Origin of the sequence: Pseudomonas sp. BNK-45, from assembly GCF_047456255.1 — a bacterium.
In the GTDB taxonomy this organism is placed as follows: domain Bacteria; phylum Pseudomonadota; class Gammaproteobacteria; order Pseudomonadales; family Pseudomonadaceae; genus Aquipseudomonas.
Genome location: NZ_CP179909.1, coordinates 2,660,421 through 2,676,595 on the forward strand (window position 1 = coordinate 2,660,421; position 16,175 = coordinate 2,676,595).

Sequence of the window (16,175 nt, forward strand, 5' to 3'; positions counted from 1 at the left end):
CCGCGGTGAACATTCATTTCAAAGGTGCTCAAGCATGCTGCAACTGATTCTCGGCGGTGCCCGTTCCGGCAAGAGTCGCCTGGCGGAACAACTCGCCACCGACAGCGCCCTGGCGGTCACCTATATCGCTACCAGCCAGCCTCTGGATGGCGAGATGAACCAGCGTATCGCCCATCATCGCGAGCGTCGGCCGAGTCATTGGGGCTTGATCGAAGAACCTCTGGAGCTGGCCCGGGTGCTGCAGCAAGCCGCCGCCCCCGGGCATTGCCTGCTGGTGGATTGCCTGACCCTGTGGCTGACCAACCTGCTGATGCTGGATGACCGGGAGCGTCTGCTGGCCGAGCGCGACGCCTTGTTGCAGTGCCTGCCCGGTCTGCCGGGAACGATCATTTTTGTCAGCAACGAAACCGGAATGGGTGTCGTGCCGCTGGGCGAATTGACTCGCCGTTACGTGGATGAAGCCGGTTGGCTGCATCAAGCTCTGGCCGAGCGGTGTCAGCGTGTGGTGCTGACGGTGGCCGGCCTGCCCCTGACTTTGAAAGGAACTGCGTTATGAGTAACTCCTGGTGGCTGAATCCATGCAAGGCGATCGATGCGCAGATGGTCGAGCAAGCATTGGCGCGACAGCAGCAACTGACCAAGCCGGCCGGCTCTCTTGGCCAGCTGGAGCCCCTGGCGGTGCGCCTGGCCGGTTTGCAGGGGCAGCTCAAGCCTGGCCTTGAGCGGTTGTGGATCGCGATCTTCGCCGGTGATCACGGGGTGGTCGCCGAAGGGGTGTCCGCCTATCCGCAAGAGGTCACCGGGCAGATGCTGTTGAACTTTGTCAGTGGTGGGGCGGCGATCAGCGTGCTGGCGCGGCAACTGGGGGCGCAACTGGAAGTGGTGGACCTGGGAACGGTGGCGTCCGGTTTGAACCTGCCGGGGGTGCGCCACCTGAACCTGGGCGCGGGTACGCAAAATTTTGTCCAGGGACCGGCCATGACCCCGGATCAGGGCGAGCAGGCCCTGCAGGCCGGGCGTGACAGCGTGCTGCGGGCCCGTGCCGAGGGCGCCCAGCTGTTTATCGGCGGTGAAATGGGCATTGGCAACACCACGGCTGCCAGCGCCATTGCCTGTGCCTTGCTGGATATCCCGGTGGCCCGGTTGGCCGGTCCGGGCACCGGCCTGAATGCCGCCGGAGTCAGCCACAAGGCTCAAGTGATCGAACGGGCCCTGACGCGGCATGCCGCCTCCCGTGGCGATGCCCTGCAAACCCTGTTCAACCTGGGCGGGTTTGAAGTGGCGGCGCTGGTGGGCGCCTATCTGGCGTGTGCCCAGGAAGGCATCGCGGTGCTGGTGGATGGTTTTATCTGCAGCGTCGCGGCGCTGGTGGCGGTGCGTCTGAATCCGGCCTGTCGTCCCTGGCTGCTGTTTGCCCATCAGGGTGCGGAGCCGGGACACCGGCATGTGTTGCAGACCCTTGAGGCCGAGCCGCTGCTGGACCTGGGCTTGCGTCTGGGGGAGGGCAGCGGTGCGGCGCTGGCGGTGCCATTGCTGCGTCTGGCCTGCGATCTGCACGGGCAGATGGCGACCTTCGCCGAGGCGGCGGTGGCGGATCGCCCGGCATGACCTTGCACCTGGACCTGTTGCGCCACGGGGAAACCGAACTGGGCGGCGGCCTGCGCGGCAGTCTGGATGACGCCCTGACGGAGCGTGGTTGGCAACAGATGCGCGAAGGGGTTCAGGGGCGCGGGCCTTGGGACCGGATCGTCAGTTCGCCGTTGCAGCGCTGTTCGCGGTTTGCCGAGCAACTGGCTGCCCGGCTGGAGGTGCCCCTGAGTTTGGCGCCTGATCTGCAGGAGCTGCATTTTGGTGCCTGGGAAGGGCGCAGCGCGGCGGCGCTGATGGACACCGACGCCGAGGACCTGGGGCGTTTCTGGGCCGATCCCTACAGCTTCACACCGCCCCAGGGAGAGCCGGTGGCGGACTTTTCCCGGCGGGTGCTGGGGGCCATTGATGGCCTCTACCAGTCGTGGGCCGGGCAGCGGGTGCTGTTGATCAGTCATGGCGGGGTCATGCGCCTGTTGCTGGCTCGGGCGCGGGGGCTGCCCCGGGAGCAGTTGTTGAGTGTCGAAGTGAGTCATGGCGCGTTGTTCAGCCTGAAAGTCGCCCCGGGCCTGCTGAGCGAGGAGGGCTGAGATGCTGCCGTTCTGGATTGCCTTGCAGTTTCTCAGCAGCTTGCCGGTGCGCTTGCCAGGCATGCCGGAACCTCAAGAGCTGGGGCGCTCCCTGTTGTTCTATCCGCTGGTGGGGCTGGTGTTTGGCCTGTTGCTGTGTGGGTTGCATGCGCTGCTTGCGGGAACGCCGTTGCTGCTGCATGCAGCGCTGTTGCTGGCTGCCTGGGTCCTGCTCAGCGGCGGCCTGCACCTGGACGGGCTGGCCGACAGCGCCGATGCCTGGCTGGGGGGCTTTGGCGATCGCGAGCGCACCTTGAGCATCATGAAGGACCCGCGCAGCGGACCGATCGCGGTGGTGACTCTGGTGCTGGTGTTGCTGCTCAAGTTCGCCGCTCTGGTGGCGCTGATCGAGCAGCAGCAGGCGTTCGCCTTGTTGCTGGCGCCGCTGATCGGGCGTGCGGCGCTGCTCGGGTTGTTCCTCAGTACGCCCTATGTTCGCGCCGGCGGTCTGGGACAGGCTCTTGCCGATCACCTGCCGCGGCTAGCGGGGCGGCAGGTGTTGGGGGTGAGCGTGCTCGGTTGTTTGCTGCTGGGCGGCTACAGCGGACTCTGGGCGCTGCTGCTGGCGCTGGTGCTGTTTGTCTGGTTGCGCCAGTTGATGATGCGGCGTTTGGGCGGCACCACCGGCGACACCGCCGGGGCGTTGCTGGAGTTGCTGGAAGTGACCGTGCTGCTGGCGGTGGTGGCATTTTGAGGCAGATCCGGATCAGCCGATTGAGTGGAAAATTCTTGCCTTGAATTAATCGCGGGTATATACACGCACCATGCTTCCCTCTCAATGTTTGTGCACCAATCTGCGTCGTGCCGCGCGTGGCGTCAGCAGGTATTACGACGGCGTCCTCGATGGCTTCGGGATTAACGTCGCCCAGTATTCCTTGCTGAACAATCTGCTGCGTCTCGATCAGCCGAGCATTTCCAGCCTGGCGGAGGCCATGGGCCTGGATCGCAGCACCCTGGGACGTAATGTGCGGGTGCTGGAGGCGGCCGGTCTGGTCCGCTTGCTGGAAGGTGATGATCAGCGCAATCGTCTGGTGCAACTGACCGAGGCGGGGCACGAGCGACTGGCGGCGGCCTTGCCGGCCTGGGAGGCGGCTCAGCAGCGACTGATCGATCGCCTGGGCGCGCAGAAGCGTGAAACCTTGTTGGCCTTGCTGAACGAACTGGCCTGATGCTGCTTCGTTTGATTACAAGCGGGTATATACCCGTAACTGGAGAATAAAAATGTCATCGATGTGGCGCACCAGTGGTTGGGTCCTCCTCGGCAGTGCATTGATCCTGGCGCTGTCCCTGGGCGTGCGGCACGGTTTTGGCCTGTTTCTGCCGCCCATGAGTGCGCAGTTCGGTTGGGGGCGTGAAGTGTTCGCCTTTGCCATTGCCCTGCAGAACCTGATCTGGGGGCTGGCCCAGCCCTTTACCGGAGCCCTGGCCGATCGCTTTGGGGCGGCCAGGGTGGTGTTGATCGGCGGCGTGCTGTACGCGGTCGGGCTGGTGTTCATGGGGCTTTCGGATTCGGCGCTGAGCCTGTCCCTGAGTGCCGGGTTGCTGATTGGCATCGGTTTGTCCGGAACCTCCTTCTCGGTGATTCTCGGGGTGGTCGGTCGTGCCTTGCCGCCGGAAAAGCGCAGCATGGGCATGGGGATCGCCAGTGCTGCAGGCTCCTTCGGCCAATTCGCCATGCTCCCGGGAACCCTGGGGCTGATCGGCTGGCTGGGCTGGTCGACGGCATTGCTGGTGCTGGGGCTGCTGGTGGCGCTGATCGTGCCGCTGGTCAGCGTGCTCAAGGACAAGCCGCTGCCGGTGCTGGGGCATGAACAGAGCCTGGGCGAGGCCCTGCGTGAAGCCTGTTCTCACTCGGGGTTCTGGTTGCTGGCGTTCGGTTTTTTTGTCTGTGGTTTCCAGGTGGTGTTCATCGGCGTGCACCTGCCGGCCTATCTGGTGGATCAGCATCTACCGGCGACAGTCGGAACCACGGTGCTGGCGCTGATCGGCTTGTTCAACATCTTTGGCACTTACACGGCGGGCTGGTTGGGCGGGCGGATGTCCAAGCCGCGGCTGTTGACCGGTCTGTACCTGCTGCGGGCGGTGGTGATCGGCCTGTTCCTGTGGCTGCCGGTGACCCAGACCAGTGCCTACCTGTTCGGCATGGCCATGGGCTTTCTCTGGCTGTCCACCGTGCCCTTGACCAATGGCACGGTCGCGACCCTGTTCGGGGTCAGGAACCTGTCGATGCTTGGCGGCATCGTCTTTCTGTTCCATCAGCTGGGCTCCTTCCTTGGCGGTTGGCTGGGGGGCGTGGTGTATGACCGTACCGGGAGTTATGACTTGATCTGGCAGGTGGCGATTCTTCTCAGTCTGTTGGCCGCGGCTCTCAATTGGCCGGTGCGCGAGCGGCCGGTAGCGCGCTTGCAGGCGAGTGCAGCATGAAGTCATGGCTGGGTTGGAGCGCCGGCCTGGGCGTCGCCCTTGTGCTGTTGTGGCTGGCCTGGTGGGGGTGGCATCGCGGCGGACTGGCGCTGATGCAGTTGGGCATGGGTGCTTGCTAGGTGGGCGCAGGGGCGAGTAACGTCGGTGTCCGACCACTCTTGAAGGACATTGAACATGGCTAAGCGCTGGTTTGTGGTTCCGGCATTACTCACACTGTTTGCCGGTTCGGCCTGGGCGGCGGATTGTCCAGCGTTGCTGCAGGGATCTGTGCCCAAGTTGCACGCCAAGGAATCCATCGATCTGTGTCAGCGCTTCGCCGGCAAGCCGCTGGTGGTGGTCAATACCGCGAGCTTCTGTGGGTTCGCGCCGCAATTCAAAGGTCTTGAAGCGCTGTATCAGCGTTACAAGGAGCAGGGGCTGGAGGTGGTGGGCGTGCCGTCCAACGACTTCAAGCAGGAGTCCAAGGACGGGGCCGAGACGGCCAAGGTCTGCTACGTCAACTATGGCGTGACCTTTACCATGACCGAGCCACAGAAGGTCCTGGGGACGGATGCGGTGCACCTGTTCAAGGTACTGGCGCAGCAGAGCAGCGCGCCGAAGTGGAATTTCTACAAATACGTGGTGGATCGACAGGGCAATGTGATTGCCAGCTTTTCCAGCCTGACCAAACCGGATAATCCGGAATTCCTGGAGGCGGTGGAGAAGGCGTTGGCGTCGAAGTCTTGAGCTTTTCGTCCCGGTAAATGAAAAAGCCCTGCCTTTTGAAAGGCGGGGCTTTTTTATTCAGCTCTGGAGGCGCAGGCCTCTGAACGATTAGAAGCGGTAGGTTGCACCTACGCCAAAACCGTTTGCGCTGTTTTCGTACTCGGCGTTGTACGTCTGGCCGAGTGCGTTTTTGCGGTTGACGTTGACTTTCTCTTCCTTGAGGTACGAGTAGGCCACGTCGATGGTCAGGTCGTCTGTCGGGCTCCAGCCGGCACCCAGGCTGAAGATGGTCCGGTCGCCGGTAGGGATACGAGGCGAGCGGTCAGTGTTGTTGGTCGGCGCTTGGTCAAAGGTCAGACCGGTACGCAAGATCCACTGTTTGTTCAGCTGATACGAGGTGCCGATGGCGTAAGCCCAGGTGTCGTGCCAGTTCTGCTCTTCCTTGATGGTGCCAAGGTTCAGGATTGGGGCCAGTGCACCGCCGGAGGAGGCAGTCACACCTTCGTTGTTGACGGTGATGTCCTTCAGGCGGCTCCAGCGGGTCCAGGTGGTACCGGCATAGAGCTTCCAGGCATCGTTCAGCTCTTGGGTGACCGAAAGGTCATAGGACTCTGGAGTTTCGATCTTCAGAGAGGCGTCATAGCGATTGCTTTTCAAGAGAAGCGGGTTGGTACCGGCTCCTGGAGTGACTTCGGTATGGCCTTCCAGTTTGTAGTTCACTTTGGAGTGGTAGGTCAGGCCGACACGAGTGGTGTCGGTCGCCTGGACCAGAACCCCGATGTTGTAGCCGTAACCAATGTCGTCGCCTTTGATCTGGACCCGGCCGTCATTAGGCGAGGCAGGAGTGGTCAGCGCCGATTCCAGCACGCCGGAAATCCGGTTGATGGTCGGGCCAAAACCGATGGAGACCTTATCGTTGAAGGCGTAGCTGACCGTTGGCTGGAAGGTTACGACTTTAACTTCGCTCTTACTGCCGAAGTTACGTCCCTGAAAGTTGTTTTCATAATCGGTGACTAGGCCAAACGGAGCATAAACGCCCAGGCCGAATGCCCATTGGTCATCGATTGGTTTGACGTAGAAGCCCATGGGTACGGCGGTGAAGGGCACCATATCGCCCTTGTTGGTGCCTCTGCGGCTGCCGCTGGTGTCCTTGAGGTCGGTGGATGCATCGATAGCAGCCATACCGCCAGTGACTTGCTGGCGTTTGAGGCGGGACATGCCGGCTGGGTTACCAAATACAGTACTTGCGTCATCGGCAGCGGAAGAACGTCCCGCGAAACCCGTACCCATGCCGCTAATGCTTTGTTCGTTAAGAGCAAAGCCGCTGGCAAATAGCTGAGTAGAGGCAAGTGCAACTGCGAGACTGATGGTGGATTTGAGCATGACTTTTTTCATTATTAGAACTCCTGGTGATCACCGAGGCGAAAATTACCAACATTTCGGCTACGGCGCTATAGGCTAAATCAGTAGATTTTCCGGCATTTTGTAGGACAATCTGACCAAAATCGGCTTTTTTCTCTGATTTTGTAAAAGCCGGTATCAGCAGGCGACTTGGCTCAACGGTGAAACACAGGTTTGCCAGGCACAGGCGAAATCTCTCAAACGTCCTTGTGGTTGAAAGGTCTTCCTCCAGATACGGGCCATGCCGAGCAGATCGTCGGCTGCGGGGAGCGGGGTGTGTTGTTGTTCCACCAGCAACCAGGCGATGGCGGTGGCGTAGCGCAGATTGACGGTCAGTTCCAGGTGCGGTCCGGCGAGGAACGCATGCTGGCTGGCCAGTCCTCTCACCAGGCTGGCCCGTTCCGGGTCCAGCGCCAGGTAGTGATCCCAGAGGGCCTGGTGGCGCACTTCAGTGATGCGGTACAGGCCGTGGCCACGGCGATCGTGCAGTGCCGAGCCCAGCGCCGACTGACTGGCGGCAATGCCCAGCAACAAGGCTTCAGCGGTTTTGCTATGACTGCCCAGGTACATCAGCGTCGGGCGAATGACATAGCGGCACAACTCGCTGGCGGCGATACCCATAATGCCCTCGAGGGGTGAAGGTGGCCGGCGAAACCCGAAGGTGCTTGGCAGCAATGAAGGGATCAGGTTTGCCGGAAGCGGCGCGGGCCGCCTGACTTGAAGTGTAGTGTCATATCTATGTTGTAAAGGCCTGTTTTTAAAACATTTCCGAGCTCTTGTTATAAGCCTTATATCTATTGGTGCTTTGGTTGGAGGCGGGCATTGGCGAATCGCAGGCAATAAAAAGCCCCGCGATCAGGCGAGGCTCTTGGGGTTTCAGCGCTTTGGCGTATCAGGCCACCAGGGCCTGGCGTGTACGCTCGATCACGGCCTGCAGCGGTTCGGCGCTGGAGTATTGATCGGGATACAGGCGTTCGCTGTGACGGGCGATGCCGTGTTCGTTGACCAGGGTGAAGCTGAAGCAGCCTTTGCGAGCGGCCATGATCAGGCAGTTCAACGGAGCAAAGGCGTGGGTTAGGGTGCGAATGGCATCCTGAGTCTGGAGTTGAGTGGACATAATTATTAGGTGTTCCTACAAATGACACGGTTAAGAACCGTGCAGCGTTAAAACGTTCCAGTAACGTCGACCACCATTGGTCAGACGAAGAACCCGACTGGAACAAAGCAGCCAGTTGCAGCGCTGTAATAAGGTTGCGCTAGGGGCTGGCAGGTAGGTACTTAGGAGGGCAGGCAACACAACAAGGGCAAAGGTTCTGTGCCCAGGGTGGCGATCCTGATCAATTTGCAGGTTGGTTCGGTCAGAGTAAGTAACTTGGGCACGGCCTTTGATTTCGTTTCAAGGGCGGTGTCAGTTTGAGAATTACCTGGAAACCAGCGAGGTGGTCGGTCCTTGATATTCGACGTTGTTCTCGTTAGGAGAGGTGTCGGTGGGACTTGTTCGACCAGAATTGAATTTCAGCTTGGTACTAACGGGGCGGAGTCTATTGGGTTGAAGGCCGGAATGCAAGTGTGCTAGGAAAAATATTCCCTGGGCAACGACATCACGGGGTGACGATTGTGTCACCTGCGAGACGGCGCGGTGTACGAAAGTGGTGCATTGCCGAGCTTAATGTGCGCAGGGTTGTGCACACTTGTTGCGCCACATGTCACCGGGTTGTCACCTTCCCCGGGGCGGCTCCCATAGCCTGTCTCGAGAATTTAAGTCAATGATAAACATCGTCTTTTTTTACTGGTGAAAAAATCGTCAGTTTGACTGCAAGGCCCGTCTCATGGGGCTTTGGGAGGGTTGTGGAGGGGTTGTCCACTGAGTTATCCACAGCTTCTGTGGATTGTCCCAAGCGCTTGCTCTAGCACGGGCATGCTGGCTCTTTTGGTCTTTACCCGAGCGAAAAAAGGAGTAGAGTGGCGCGCCTTCCGATCTGCCCCCACAGTGCTTTATGAAGTTTCGCTCAGTATCACCCTCTGTTACCGCCACCCCTGCCAGTGTTACCGAGCCCAAGCGCTTTTCCCTGCGGGTTGCCCTATGGCTGCTGGACAGTCCACGCCTGGGGCACAACACCAACGTCAAGTACTTTGCCGGGCGTTTGCTCAAGCAACCTGCGCGTGATGGCGTGGTAGCGGCGCAGAGTCGCCTGGGGCAGTTGATGTGCCGCGAGTGCGGCAACGCTCGGGACCGGCGAATCGGTCACGATCTCTTGCGCCAGGCTGCCCGTGCCGGCGACCGCCGTGCGCAACTTGAGCTGGGTCGCATCGAAGACTGAGCTGTCCAACCTCTGGTGGCTTGGTTAACCTTCATTTCTTATTTCGATGACAGGAATCGCTATGGCTATGGACTTGACCAGCCTGCTGCTCGGCCTGGCGGGTGCGGCGTTGCCGTTACTGATGTTGGCCTGGCAGCTGCAGCGGCGCGCCAGTTCCAGTCAGAGCGAGCTGGCGCTGCTGGAGGAGCGTCTGGCCACTGCCCAGCTGGCCCAGGAAGGCCTGGCTGCGCAGTTGGATGCCTGCCGCGATGAAGTCAGTGATCTGAGTCAGGCCAATGCCCTCAAGCAAGCGGACCTGGCCGCCTTGCGGCGTGAAGTGGAGCTGCTGCAGATCGAGCGCGATAACGCCCGTGACGCGGCCCACGCCTGGAACCTCGAGCGAGCCGCCAAGGAGAACGAACTGCGTCGCCTGGATGCCCAGGCCGCTTCGTTGCACGCCGAACTGCGCGAGCAACAGGAAAGCCACCAGCAGCGCCTGACCGATTTGCAGGGTTCCCGGGACGAACTGCGGGCCCAGTTTGCCGAACTTGCGGGCAAGATTTTCGATGAGCGCGAACAGCGTTTCGCCGAAACCAGCCAGCAGCGTCTCGGGCAGTTGCTGGACCCGCTCAAGGAGCGCATTCAATCGTTCGAGAAACGGGTCGAGGAAAGCTATCAGGCCGAGGCCCGCGAGCGCTTTTCCCTGGCCAAGGAACTGGAGCGCCTGCAGCAACTGAATCTGCGTCTGAGCGATGAGGCCACCAACCTGACTCGCGCCCTCAAGGGCCAGAAGACCCAGGGCAACTGGGGCGAACTGATACTTGAACGGGTCCTGGAGCACGCCGGCCTGGAGAAAGGGCGCGAATACCAGACCCAGGTCAGCCTCAAGGGGCCGGACGGCGAGCGTTTCCAGCCCGACGTACTGATCATGCTGCCGGGCGACAAGCAGGTGGTGGTGGATTCCAAGGTCAGCCTCACCGCCTATCAGCAGTATGTCGGCAGCGATGACCCGCAGATTGCCCAGGCGGCCCTGAAGCAGCATGTGCTGTCGTTGCGCAATCACGTCAAAGGCCTGTCCGGCAAGGACTACAAGCGTCTTGAAGGGCTGCACAGCCTCGACTTCGTGCTGCTGTTCGTGCCCATTGAGGCGGCCTTTTCCGCGGCCCTGCAGGCTGAGCCCAATCTGTTTCAGGAAGCCTTCGATCGGCACATCGTGATTGTCAGTCCGACCACCTTGCTGGCCACTCTGCGGGTGATCGACAGTCTGTGGAAGCAAGAGCGCCAGAGTCAGAACGCCCGGGAAATCGCCGAGCGCGCAGGTTGGCTGTATGACAAGTTCGTGTTGTTTATCCAGGACCTGGATGAAGTCGGCAATCGCCTGCAGCAGCTGGACAAGGCTTATTCGGCGGCGCGCAACAAGCTTACCGAGGGCCGGGGCAACCTGGTCAGCCGCAGTGAACAGCTCAAGTTGCTGGGCGCCCGTGCCAGCAAGAGCCTGCCGAGCGATTTGCTGGAGCGCGCCATGACTGATGCCGAAGGGCGCGAGCTGGAGTTGCCGGAGTAATCCGCCATAGGCTCAGCCCAGTGGCAGATGCCGGCTCAACAGGGCGCGCAAGGCCGCCGGTTTAACCGGCTTGGCCAGATAATCCAGCCCCGCCGCGTGCACCTGGGCGACCATCTCCGGACGTCCATCGGCACTGATCACCACGCCAGGCACCGGCTCCCCCAACTGAGTGCGTAGCCAGGCCATGACGTCGGTGCCGGTTTCGCCATCGTCCAGGTGGTAGTCCACCAGCGCCAATTGTGGACGGATGCCGTCCTTGAGCAGCGCCGCGCACTCCTCGCGGTTGCGCGCGGTCCAGACCTGACACCCCCAGCGCGTCAACAGGCTATTCATGCCGATCAGAATGCTGTCTTCATTGTCCACGCAGAGCACTTGCCCGCCATTGAGCGACTGCCCGTTGAGCTCGGCGGTCTTGCCCGGGGCAATGGCGCTGCTTCGGGCCAGGGGCACGCTGACACTGAAGACGCTGCCCCGACCGGGCCAGGAACGCACCTGCAGAGGGTGGCCGAGCACCCGGCACAGGCCATCGGCAATCGCCAGGCCCAGGCCCAGGCCTTTTTCGGCGCGGGTCTGGTGACTGTCCAGGCGCTTGAACTCCTCGAAGATCACCTGCTGCTTGTCCTGGGGGATGCCCGGTCCACGGTCCCAGACTTCCAGGCTCAATGAGTCGCCGCGACGGCGTACCCCCAGCAGTACCGGCCCCTTGGCGTAGCGGAAGGCGTTGGTGAGGAAGTTCTGCAGGACCCGGCGCAAGAGCTTGCTGTCGCTGTCGACCCGCAAGCGACTGCCGCGCACCCGGAACTGCAGGTTCTGTTCCTGGGCCAGAGCCTTGAACTCCGCTCCCAGGGTGTCAAACAGCTCGTTGAGCACGAAGGGCTTGCGTTCAGGGGTGATCTTGCCGTTCTCCAGGCGCGAGATGTCCAGCAGGTCGCTGATCAGGTCCTCCGCGGAGCGCAGCGAGCTGTCCAGGTGCTGCACCAGTTGCTGGGCTTCGGGCGAGAGTCCGTCGTCCTGATGGGAGAGGGCGGCGGAGAACAGTCTTGCCGCGTTCAGCGGTTGCATCAGGTCGTGACTGACGGCGGCAAGGAAACGGGTCTTGGACTGGTTGGCGGCTTCCGCCGTGCCCTTGGCTTCGGTCAGCGCGGCGTTGAGCTGGGACAGTTCGTGGGTACGTTCCGCCACCCGCTGCTCCAGGCCTTCGTTGGCCTCGGTGAGGGCCTGCTCGGCCTCGCGGAAGGGGGTGATGTCGGTGAAGCTCATGACGAAGCCGCCGCCGGGCATCGGATTGCCGATCAACTCGATGACCCGGCCGTTGGGGAACAGGCGCTCGGACGTATGGGCCCGTCCCTGGCGCATCCAGTGCAGGCGCCGGGCGACATGGACTTCCGCCTCCCCCGGGCCACACAGGCCGCGTTCGGCGTTGTGGCGAATGATGTCGGCAATCGGCCGGCCGACGCTGATCAGGCCGTCCGGGTAATCGAACAGCTCCAGGTAGCGACGGTTCCAGGCCACCAGTTTCAGCGACTGGTCCACCACGCTGATGCCCTGGGTGATGTTTTCGATCGCCCCTTGCAGCAGGGCACGATTGAACTGCAGCACCTCCGAAGCTTCGTCGGCGATGCGCACCACGTCTTCGAGCTGCATCTCCCGGCCTTCGATCGCGGCCTTGACCACGGCACGGGTCGAGGAGGCGCCAAGAACACCGGCGAGCAGGCGTTCGGTGTGGGCGATCCATTCGCCGTCGGCGTTTTGATTCGGGTTGAAGCCTTTGCCCTGGCGATAGGCGAAGCGAATGAAGCTCTGGCGGGCGCGTTCCTCGCCGACGAAGCGCGCGGCGAGCTTCAGCAGGTCATCGATCTGCACCGCCAGCATGGAGCGCGAGCTGAGGCGGCCGCTGATTTCCTGGCCGATGAAGCGTCCGGCCTGCCAGTGCTCGGAAACCCGGGTGCGGGACAGCACCGAGACCCAGGCGAAGAGGGTGAAGTTGCCGGCCAGGGACAGCACCACGCCCTGGGTCAGGGGCGTGATCGGCAGGTTCAGCGGGTTGCCGTGCAGCCAGGCCAGACCGGGGAAACTGCTCAGGGACCAGCCCAGGCTGTGGGCGGCGATGGGCAGGATCAGGGTGTAGAACCAGATGAAGGTGCCGGCGGCGAGCCCGGCGAACACCCCGCGACGGTTGGCCTGCTTCCAGTACAGCGCGCCGAGCATGGCCGGTGCCAGTTGGGTCACCGCGGCAAAGGCGATCTGGCCAATGGTCGCCAGGCTTGCGGTGGAGCCCAGCAGGCGATAGCTGACATAGGCCAGCAGCAGGATGACCACGATGCTGACCCGGCGGACCGAGAGCATCCAGTGGCGGAACACTTCAAAGGGCCGCTCGGCATTCTTGTGGCGCAGCAGCCAGGGCAGCAGCATGTCGTTGGACACCATGGTCGACAGCGCCACGCTGGCCACGATCACCATGCCGGTGGCGGCCGAAGCGCCGCCGATGAACGCCAGCAGGGCCAGGGACGGATGGGCCTGGGCCAGGGGCAGGCTGATGACGAACGAGTCCGGCAGCACGCTGCTGGGCAGGAGCATCTGTCCGGCCAGGGCAATGGGCACCACAAACAGCGCCGCCAGGGCCAAATAGGCCGGGAACACCCATTTGGCCAGGCGCAGGTCCTGGGGTTCGATGTTCTCCACCACAGTGACGTGGAACTGCCGTGGCAGGCAGATGATCGCCATCATCGCCACCCCGGTCTGGACCACCATCGATGGCCAGTTGATGGTTTCCTTCCAGTATTGCTCCAGGCGCGGCGCCAGCATGGCCTGGTTGAACAGGTCGTCGAAACCGTCATACAGGCCGAAGGTGACGAAGGCGCCCACGGCGAGAAAGGCGAACAGCTTGACCAGTGACTCGAAGGCAATCGCCAGCACCATGCCGCGGTGGTGCTCGGTGGCATCCAGGTTGCGGGTGCCGAAGACGATGGTGAACAGCGCCAGGATCAGCGACACGATCAGCGCCGTGTCCTGGGCCCGGGTGCCCATGGCATCGGCCCCGGCGCCGATCAGCAGGTTGACTCCGAGGACGATGCCCTTGAGCTGCAGGGCGATGTAGGGCAGCACGCCCACCAGGCAGATCAAGGCCACCACCACCGCCAGGGATTGGGATTTGCCGTAGCGCGCGGCAATGAAGTCGGCAATCGAGGTGATGTTCTCCTGCTTGCTGATTATCACCATCTTCTGCAGTACCCAGGGCGCCAGTACCAGCAGCAGGATCGGGCCCAGGTAGATCGGCAGGAAGGCCCAGAGCTGCTCGGCGGCCTGGCCGACCGCGCCGAAGAAGGTCCAGCTGGTGCAGTAGACGGCCAGCGACAGGCTGTATACCCAGGCCCTGACCCGTGGCGGCAGGGGCGTGCTGCGCCGATCACCGTAGAAAGCGATGGCGAACATGATGGCCATATAGGCCAGGGCAACGGCGGCAATCAGCCCGCTGGACAACGACATGGAAACTCCGGAGCAAAGACACCGGGCACCTCAGCCCGGCCAGACAGTCTGGCACGATGTGTCGTTGGCGTCAGTGTCGACCAAGGTATCAGCGCGGTCTGATGTCGCAGGGCCGGGCCGCCGTATCCGCAGGCTAGGGCAGGAGGGCCAGCTCGATCAGGGCGTGCAGTTCCGGCACCGACAGCGGGGTGGCGGAGAACAGGATGCGGAACACCGTCGGGGCCACGATCAGGTTCAGCAGGCGGTCGATGTTCGGCAGGCGTTCTTCACTGTCCCGATAGCGTTCGAGGATGGTCTGCAGTTGAGCGCTGAGGATCGTCACGCAATAGCCTGGCGTGGCGCTGCTCTGCACGTCGCGCATCATGTTGCGCCCGGGTTCCGAGCTCATTTCATCCAGGTACTGCTCGGCCCAGGCGCGCAGGTCGCCTCGCAGGCTGCCGGTGTTCGCCGGTTCGCTGTCCGGACGCATGCGCGCCAGGGCGACATCGGCCAGCAGCGCCGAGAGGTCGCCCCAGCGCCGATAGATGGTCGACGGGGTGACACCGGCGCGAGTGGCAATTTGTGGCACGGTCAGGGTCGAACGCTCCTGTTCTTCAAGGAGTTCGCGAACTGCCGTATGGATCGATTCCTGAACCCGGGCGCTGCGGCCGCCGGGGCGTAAAGCTTCTTTAATGGCCATGGGGTCGAACCTTAACACAAAGAATTTGCTTTAAGTCCTGGCCGGTAGCACACTGCGCAAAAGCAAAATATTAGCTTTAGTGGGGCGTGCTCATGTCCGGTGCAATCAATGCTTGTGGGGCCAGCCGTCGCAGTCTGGTGTTTCTGGCCCTTACCCTGCTGAGTTTCCTGGCGGCGTCCAGCGTGCCGACACCGCTGTATTACCTGTATCAGGAGTCCCTGCATTTTTCTCCGGCGGTGTTGACCCTGGTGTTCGGGGTTTATGCCCTGAGCCTGTTGGCAGCGTTGTTGACCGTGGGTTCGCTGTCGGACTACCTGGGACGGCGGCCGGTGATTTTTGTCGCCCTGCTGCTCAATTGCCTGGCGATGCTGCTGTTCATCAATGAAAGCGGGGTGCAATGGTTGATTGCCGCGCGCGTGATGCAGGGCTTTGCCACCGGCATGGCCACCAGTGTGCTCGGCGCCGCGCTGCTGGATGTCGATCGTCGCCAGGGCCCTCTGGTCAACAGTGTGGCGCCCCTGCTGGGCATGGCCTGCGGCGCGATGGGGGCCAGCCTGCTGGTGGAGTTCGCACCCCTGCCGCTGCAGCTCAGTTACTGGCTGCTGTTGGGGGTGTTCGGCGTTCAGGCCCTGTATGTCTGGCGCTTGCCGGAAAGTGTCAGCGCGCAACCCGGCGCCTGGGCCTCGCTGCGCCCGAGGCTGCATGTGCCGCCGCAAGCACGTCGGGCTTTATGGCTGGCGTTGCCGGTGGATGTGGCGGTGTGGGCGGTGGGCGGTTTCTATCTGTCCCTGGCGCCATCGCTGGTTCGCGCCGCCACCGGCTCCACTTCGAACCTGATCGGCGGTGCCATGGTGGCAGTCCTGACCCTCAGTGGTGCGGCGATGATCTTTTCCTTGCGCCAGCGTCCGGCCGACAAGGTCCTGCGCTTGGGGGCCGGGTTGCTGGCGCTGGGGGTGATGCTGCTGCTCGGGGCCGTGCACAGTGCCAGCCTGACAGTGTTTTTTGTCGGCACCCTGGTGCTGGGCGGCGGCTTTGGTGCCGGTTTTCTCGGCGCGTTGCGCAGCGTGGTGCCGCTGGCCTTGCCCCATGAGCGCGCGGGCCTGATGTCGGCGTTTTATGTCTTGAGTTACCTGGCGTTCTGCCTGCCGGCCTTGCTGGCGGGAAACCTGACCCGTCGCTTCGGCCTGATTGCCACCACCGATGGTTACGGTGCGCTGCTGATCCTGTTGTCCCTCGGCGCGCTTCTGGTGCTGGTGCGTCGTCCCCTGCAGCCCTGTGCGGCGCCGGGAGCCTGAGCAAATGCTCGATTGCCCGGCAGTAGGCTTGATGGTCCATGGGCCGGTTTGCCCTGGGGGGCTGAGTGCAGGTGCCTCGGTTGGCGAAAGGGTCGCCTACGTTCA

Annotated in this window: 16 protein-coding genes; 11 read left to right on the forward strand and 5 right to left on the reverse strand. The window is 62.5% G+C overall.

Annotated features, from left to right (window positions below):
* The first annotated feature begins 34 nt into the window (after window positions 1–34).
* The 8 genes from cobU to ACMGG8_RS12550 all read left to right on the forward strand — a co-directional run bounded on the left by cobU (window position 35) and on the right by ACMGG8_RS12550 (window position 5,366).
* Window positions 35–556 (forward strand): bifunctional adenosylcobinamide kinase/adenosylcobinamide-phosphate guanylyltransferase, encoded by a 522-nt coding sequence (gene cobU, locus ACMGG8_RS12515; protein WP_060840533.1) that lies wholly within the window; start codon window positions 35–37, stop codon window positions 554–556.
* Entirely contained in the window at window positions 553–1,608 is a 1,056-nt protein-coding gene (cobT, locus tag ACMGG8_RS12520; protein WP_414159642.1) for a nicotinate-nucleotide--dimethylbenzimidazole phosphoribosyltransferase, read from the forward strand. The genes cobU and cobT overlap by 4 nt, the downstream gene beginning before the upstream one ends.
* Entirely contained in the window at window positions 1,605–2,177 is a 573-nt protein-coding gene (gene cobC, locus ACMGG8_RS12525) for an alpha-ribazole phosphatase family protein (RefSeq protein ID WP_414159643.1), read from the forward strand. Before cobT ends, cobC begins: the two co-directional genes overlap by 4 nt.
* A gap of 1 nt (window position 2,178) precedes the next feature.
* Complete coding sequence (locus tag ACMGG8_RS12530) at window positions 2,179–2,910, forward strand: adenosylcobinamide-GDP ribazoletransferase (protein WP_108546110.1); 732 nt, start codon at window positions 2,179–2,181, stop codon at window positions 2,908–2,910.
* Window positions 2,911–2,980: 70 nt separating this feature from the next.
* The gene (locus tag ACMGG8_RS12535) at window positions 2,981–3,385 is read left to right on the forward strand and encodes a MarR family winged helix-turn-helix transcriptional regulator (RefSeq protein ID WP_047305612.1); all 405 of its coding nucleotides are present in this window, start codon (window positions 2,981–2,983) and stop codon (window positions 3,383–3,385) included.
* 52 nt (window positions 3,386–3,437) lie between these two features.
* Window positions 3,438–4,640, forward strand: a complete 1,203-nt coding sequence (locus ACMGG8_RS12540) for an MFS transporter (protein ID WP_414159644.1) — start codon at window positions 3,438–3,440, stop codon at window positions 4,638–4,640.
* Window positions 4,637–4,759, forward strand: coding sequence for a hypothetical protein (locus ACMGG8_RS12545; RefSeq protein ID WP_414159645.1), 123 nt, complete (start codon window positions 4,637–4,639; stop codon window positions 4,757–4,759). The genes ACMGG8_RS12540 and ACMGG8_RS12545 overlap by 4 nt, the downstream gene beginning before the upstream one ends.
* A 55-nt stretch (window positions 4,760–4,814) precedes the next feature.
* Window positions 4,815–5,366 carry a glutathione peroxidase gene (locus ACMGG8_RS12550; RefSeq protein WP_016967460.1) on the forward strand — a complete coding sequence of 184 codons (552 nt, stop codon included), beginning with the start codon at window positions 4,815–4,817 and terminating at the stop codon, window positions 5,364–5,366.
* 87 nt (window positions 5,367–5,453) lie between these two features.
* Here ACMGG8_RS12550 and ACMGG8_RS12555 read toward each other — a convergent pair whose 3' ends face one another.
* The 3 genes from ACMGG8_RS12555 to ACMGG8_RS12565 all read right to left on the reverse strand — a co-directional run bounded on the left by ACMGG8_RS12555 (window position 5,454) and on the right by ACMGG8_RS12565 (window position 7,863).
* The gene (locus tag ACMGG8_RS12555; RefSeq protein ID WP_060844347.1) at window positions 5,454–6,740 is read right to left on the reverse strand and encodes an OmpP1/FadL family transporter; all 1,287 of its coding nucleotides are present in this window, start codon (window positions 6,738–6,740) and stop codon (window positions 5,454–5,456) included.
* Window positions 6,741–6,884: 144 nt separating this feature from the next.
* Window positions 6,885–7,367 carry a hypothetical protein gene (locus ACMGG8_RS12560; RefSeq protein WP_016967458.1) on the reverse strand — a complete coding sequence of 161 codons (483 nt, stop codon included), beginning with the start codon at window positions 7,365–7,367 and terminating at the stop codon, window positions 6,885–6,887.
* 271 nt (window positions 7,368–7,638) lie between these two features.
* Window positions 7,639–7,863, reverse strand: coding sequence for a hypothetical protein (locus tag ACMGG8_RS12565; RefSeq protein ID WP_060840529.1), 225 nt, complete (start codon window positions 7,861–7,863; stop codon window positions 7,639–7,641).
* An 880-nt stretch (window positions 7,864–8,743) separates the two neighbouring features.
* Here ACMGG8_RS12565 and ACMGG8_RS12570 point away from each other — a divergent pair.
* Both ACMGG8_RS12570 and rmuC read left to right on the forward strand, forming a co-directional pair.
* A complete protein-coding gene (locus tag ACMGG8_RS12570; RefSeq protein ID WP_082729289.1) occupies window positions 8,744–9,067 on the forward strand; it encodes a hypothetical protein in 324 nt (107 codons plus the stop codon).
* A 175-nt stretch (window positions 9,068–9,242) separates the two neighbouring features.
* Window positions 9,243–10,610, forward strand: coding sequence for a DNA recombination protein RmuC (gene rmuC, locus ACMGG8_RS12575; protein ID WP_164990747.1), 1,368 nt, complete (start codon window positions 9,243–9,245; stop codon window positions 10,608–10,610).
* 12 nt (window positions 10,611–10,622) lie between these two features.
* On the opposite strand, the gene ACMGG8_RS12580 is transcribed toward rmuC, so the two are convergent.
* Together ACMGG8_RS12580 and ACMGG8_RS12585 are read right to left on the reverse strand one after the other, a co-directional pair.
* A complete protein-coding gene (locus ACMGG8_RS12580) occupies window positions 10,623–14,096 on the reverse strand; it encodes a NahK/ErcS family hybrid sensor histidine kinase/response regulator (protein ID WP_414159646.1) in 3,474 nt (1,157 codons plus the stop codon).
* A gap of 133 nt (window positions 14,097–14,229) precedes the next feature.
* On the reverse strand, window positions 14,230–14,775 hold the full coding sequence (locus ACMGG8_RS12585) for a TetR/AcrR family transcriptional regulator (RefSeq protein ID WP_060844344.1): 546 nt from the start codon (window positions 14,773–14,775) through the stop codon (window positions 14,230–14,232).
* A 92-nt stretch (window positions 14,776–14,867) separates the two neighbouring features.
* Here ACMGG8_RS12585 and ACMGG8_RS12590 point away from each other — a divergent pair, with 92 nt between their 5' ends.
* Complete coding sequence (locus ACMGG8_RS12590; RefSeq protein ID WP_414159647.1) at window positions 14,868–16,070, forward strand: MFS transporter; 1,203 nt, start codon at window positions 14,868–14,870, stop codon at window positions 16,068–16,070.
* Window positions 16,071–16,175 lie beyond the last annotated feature (105 nt).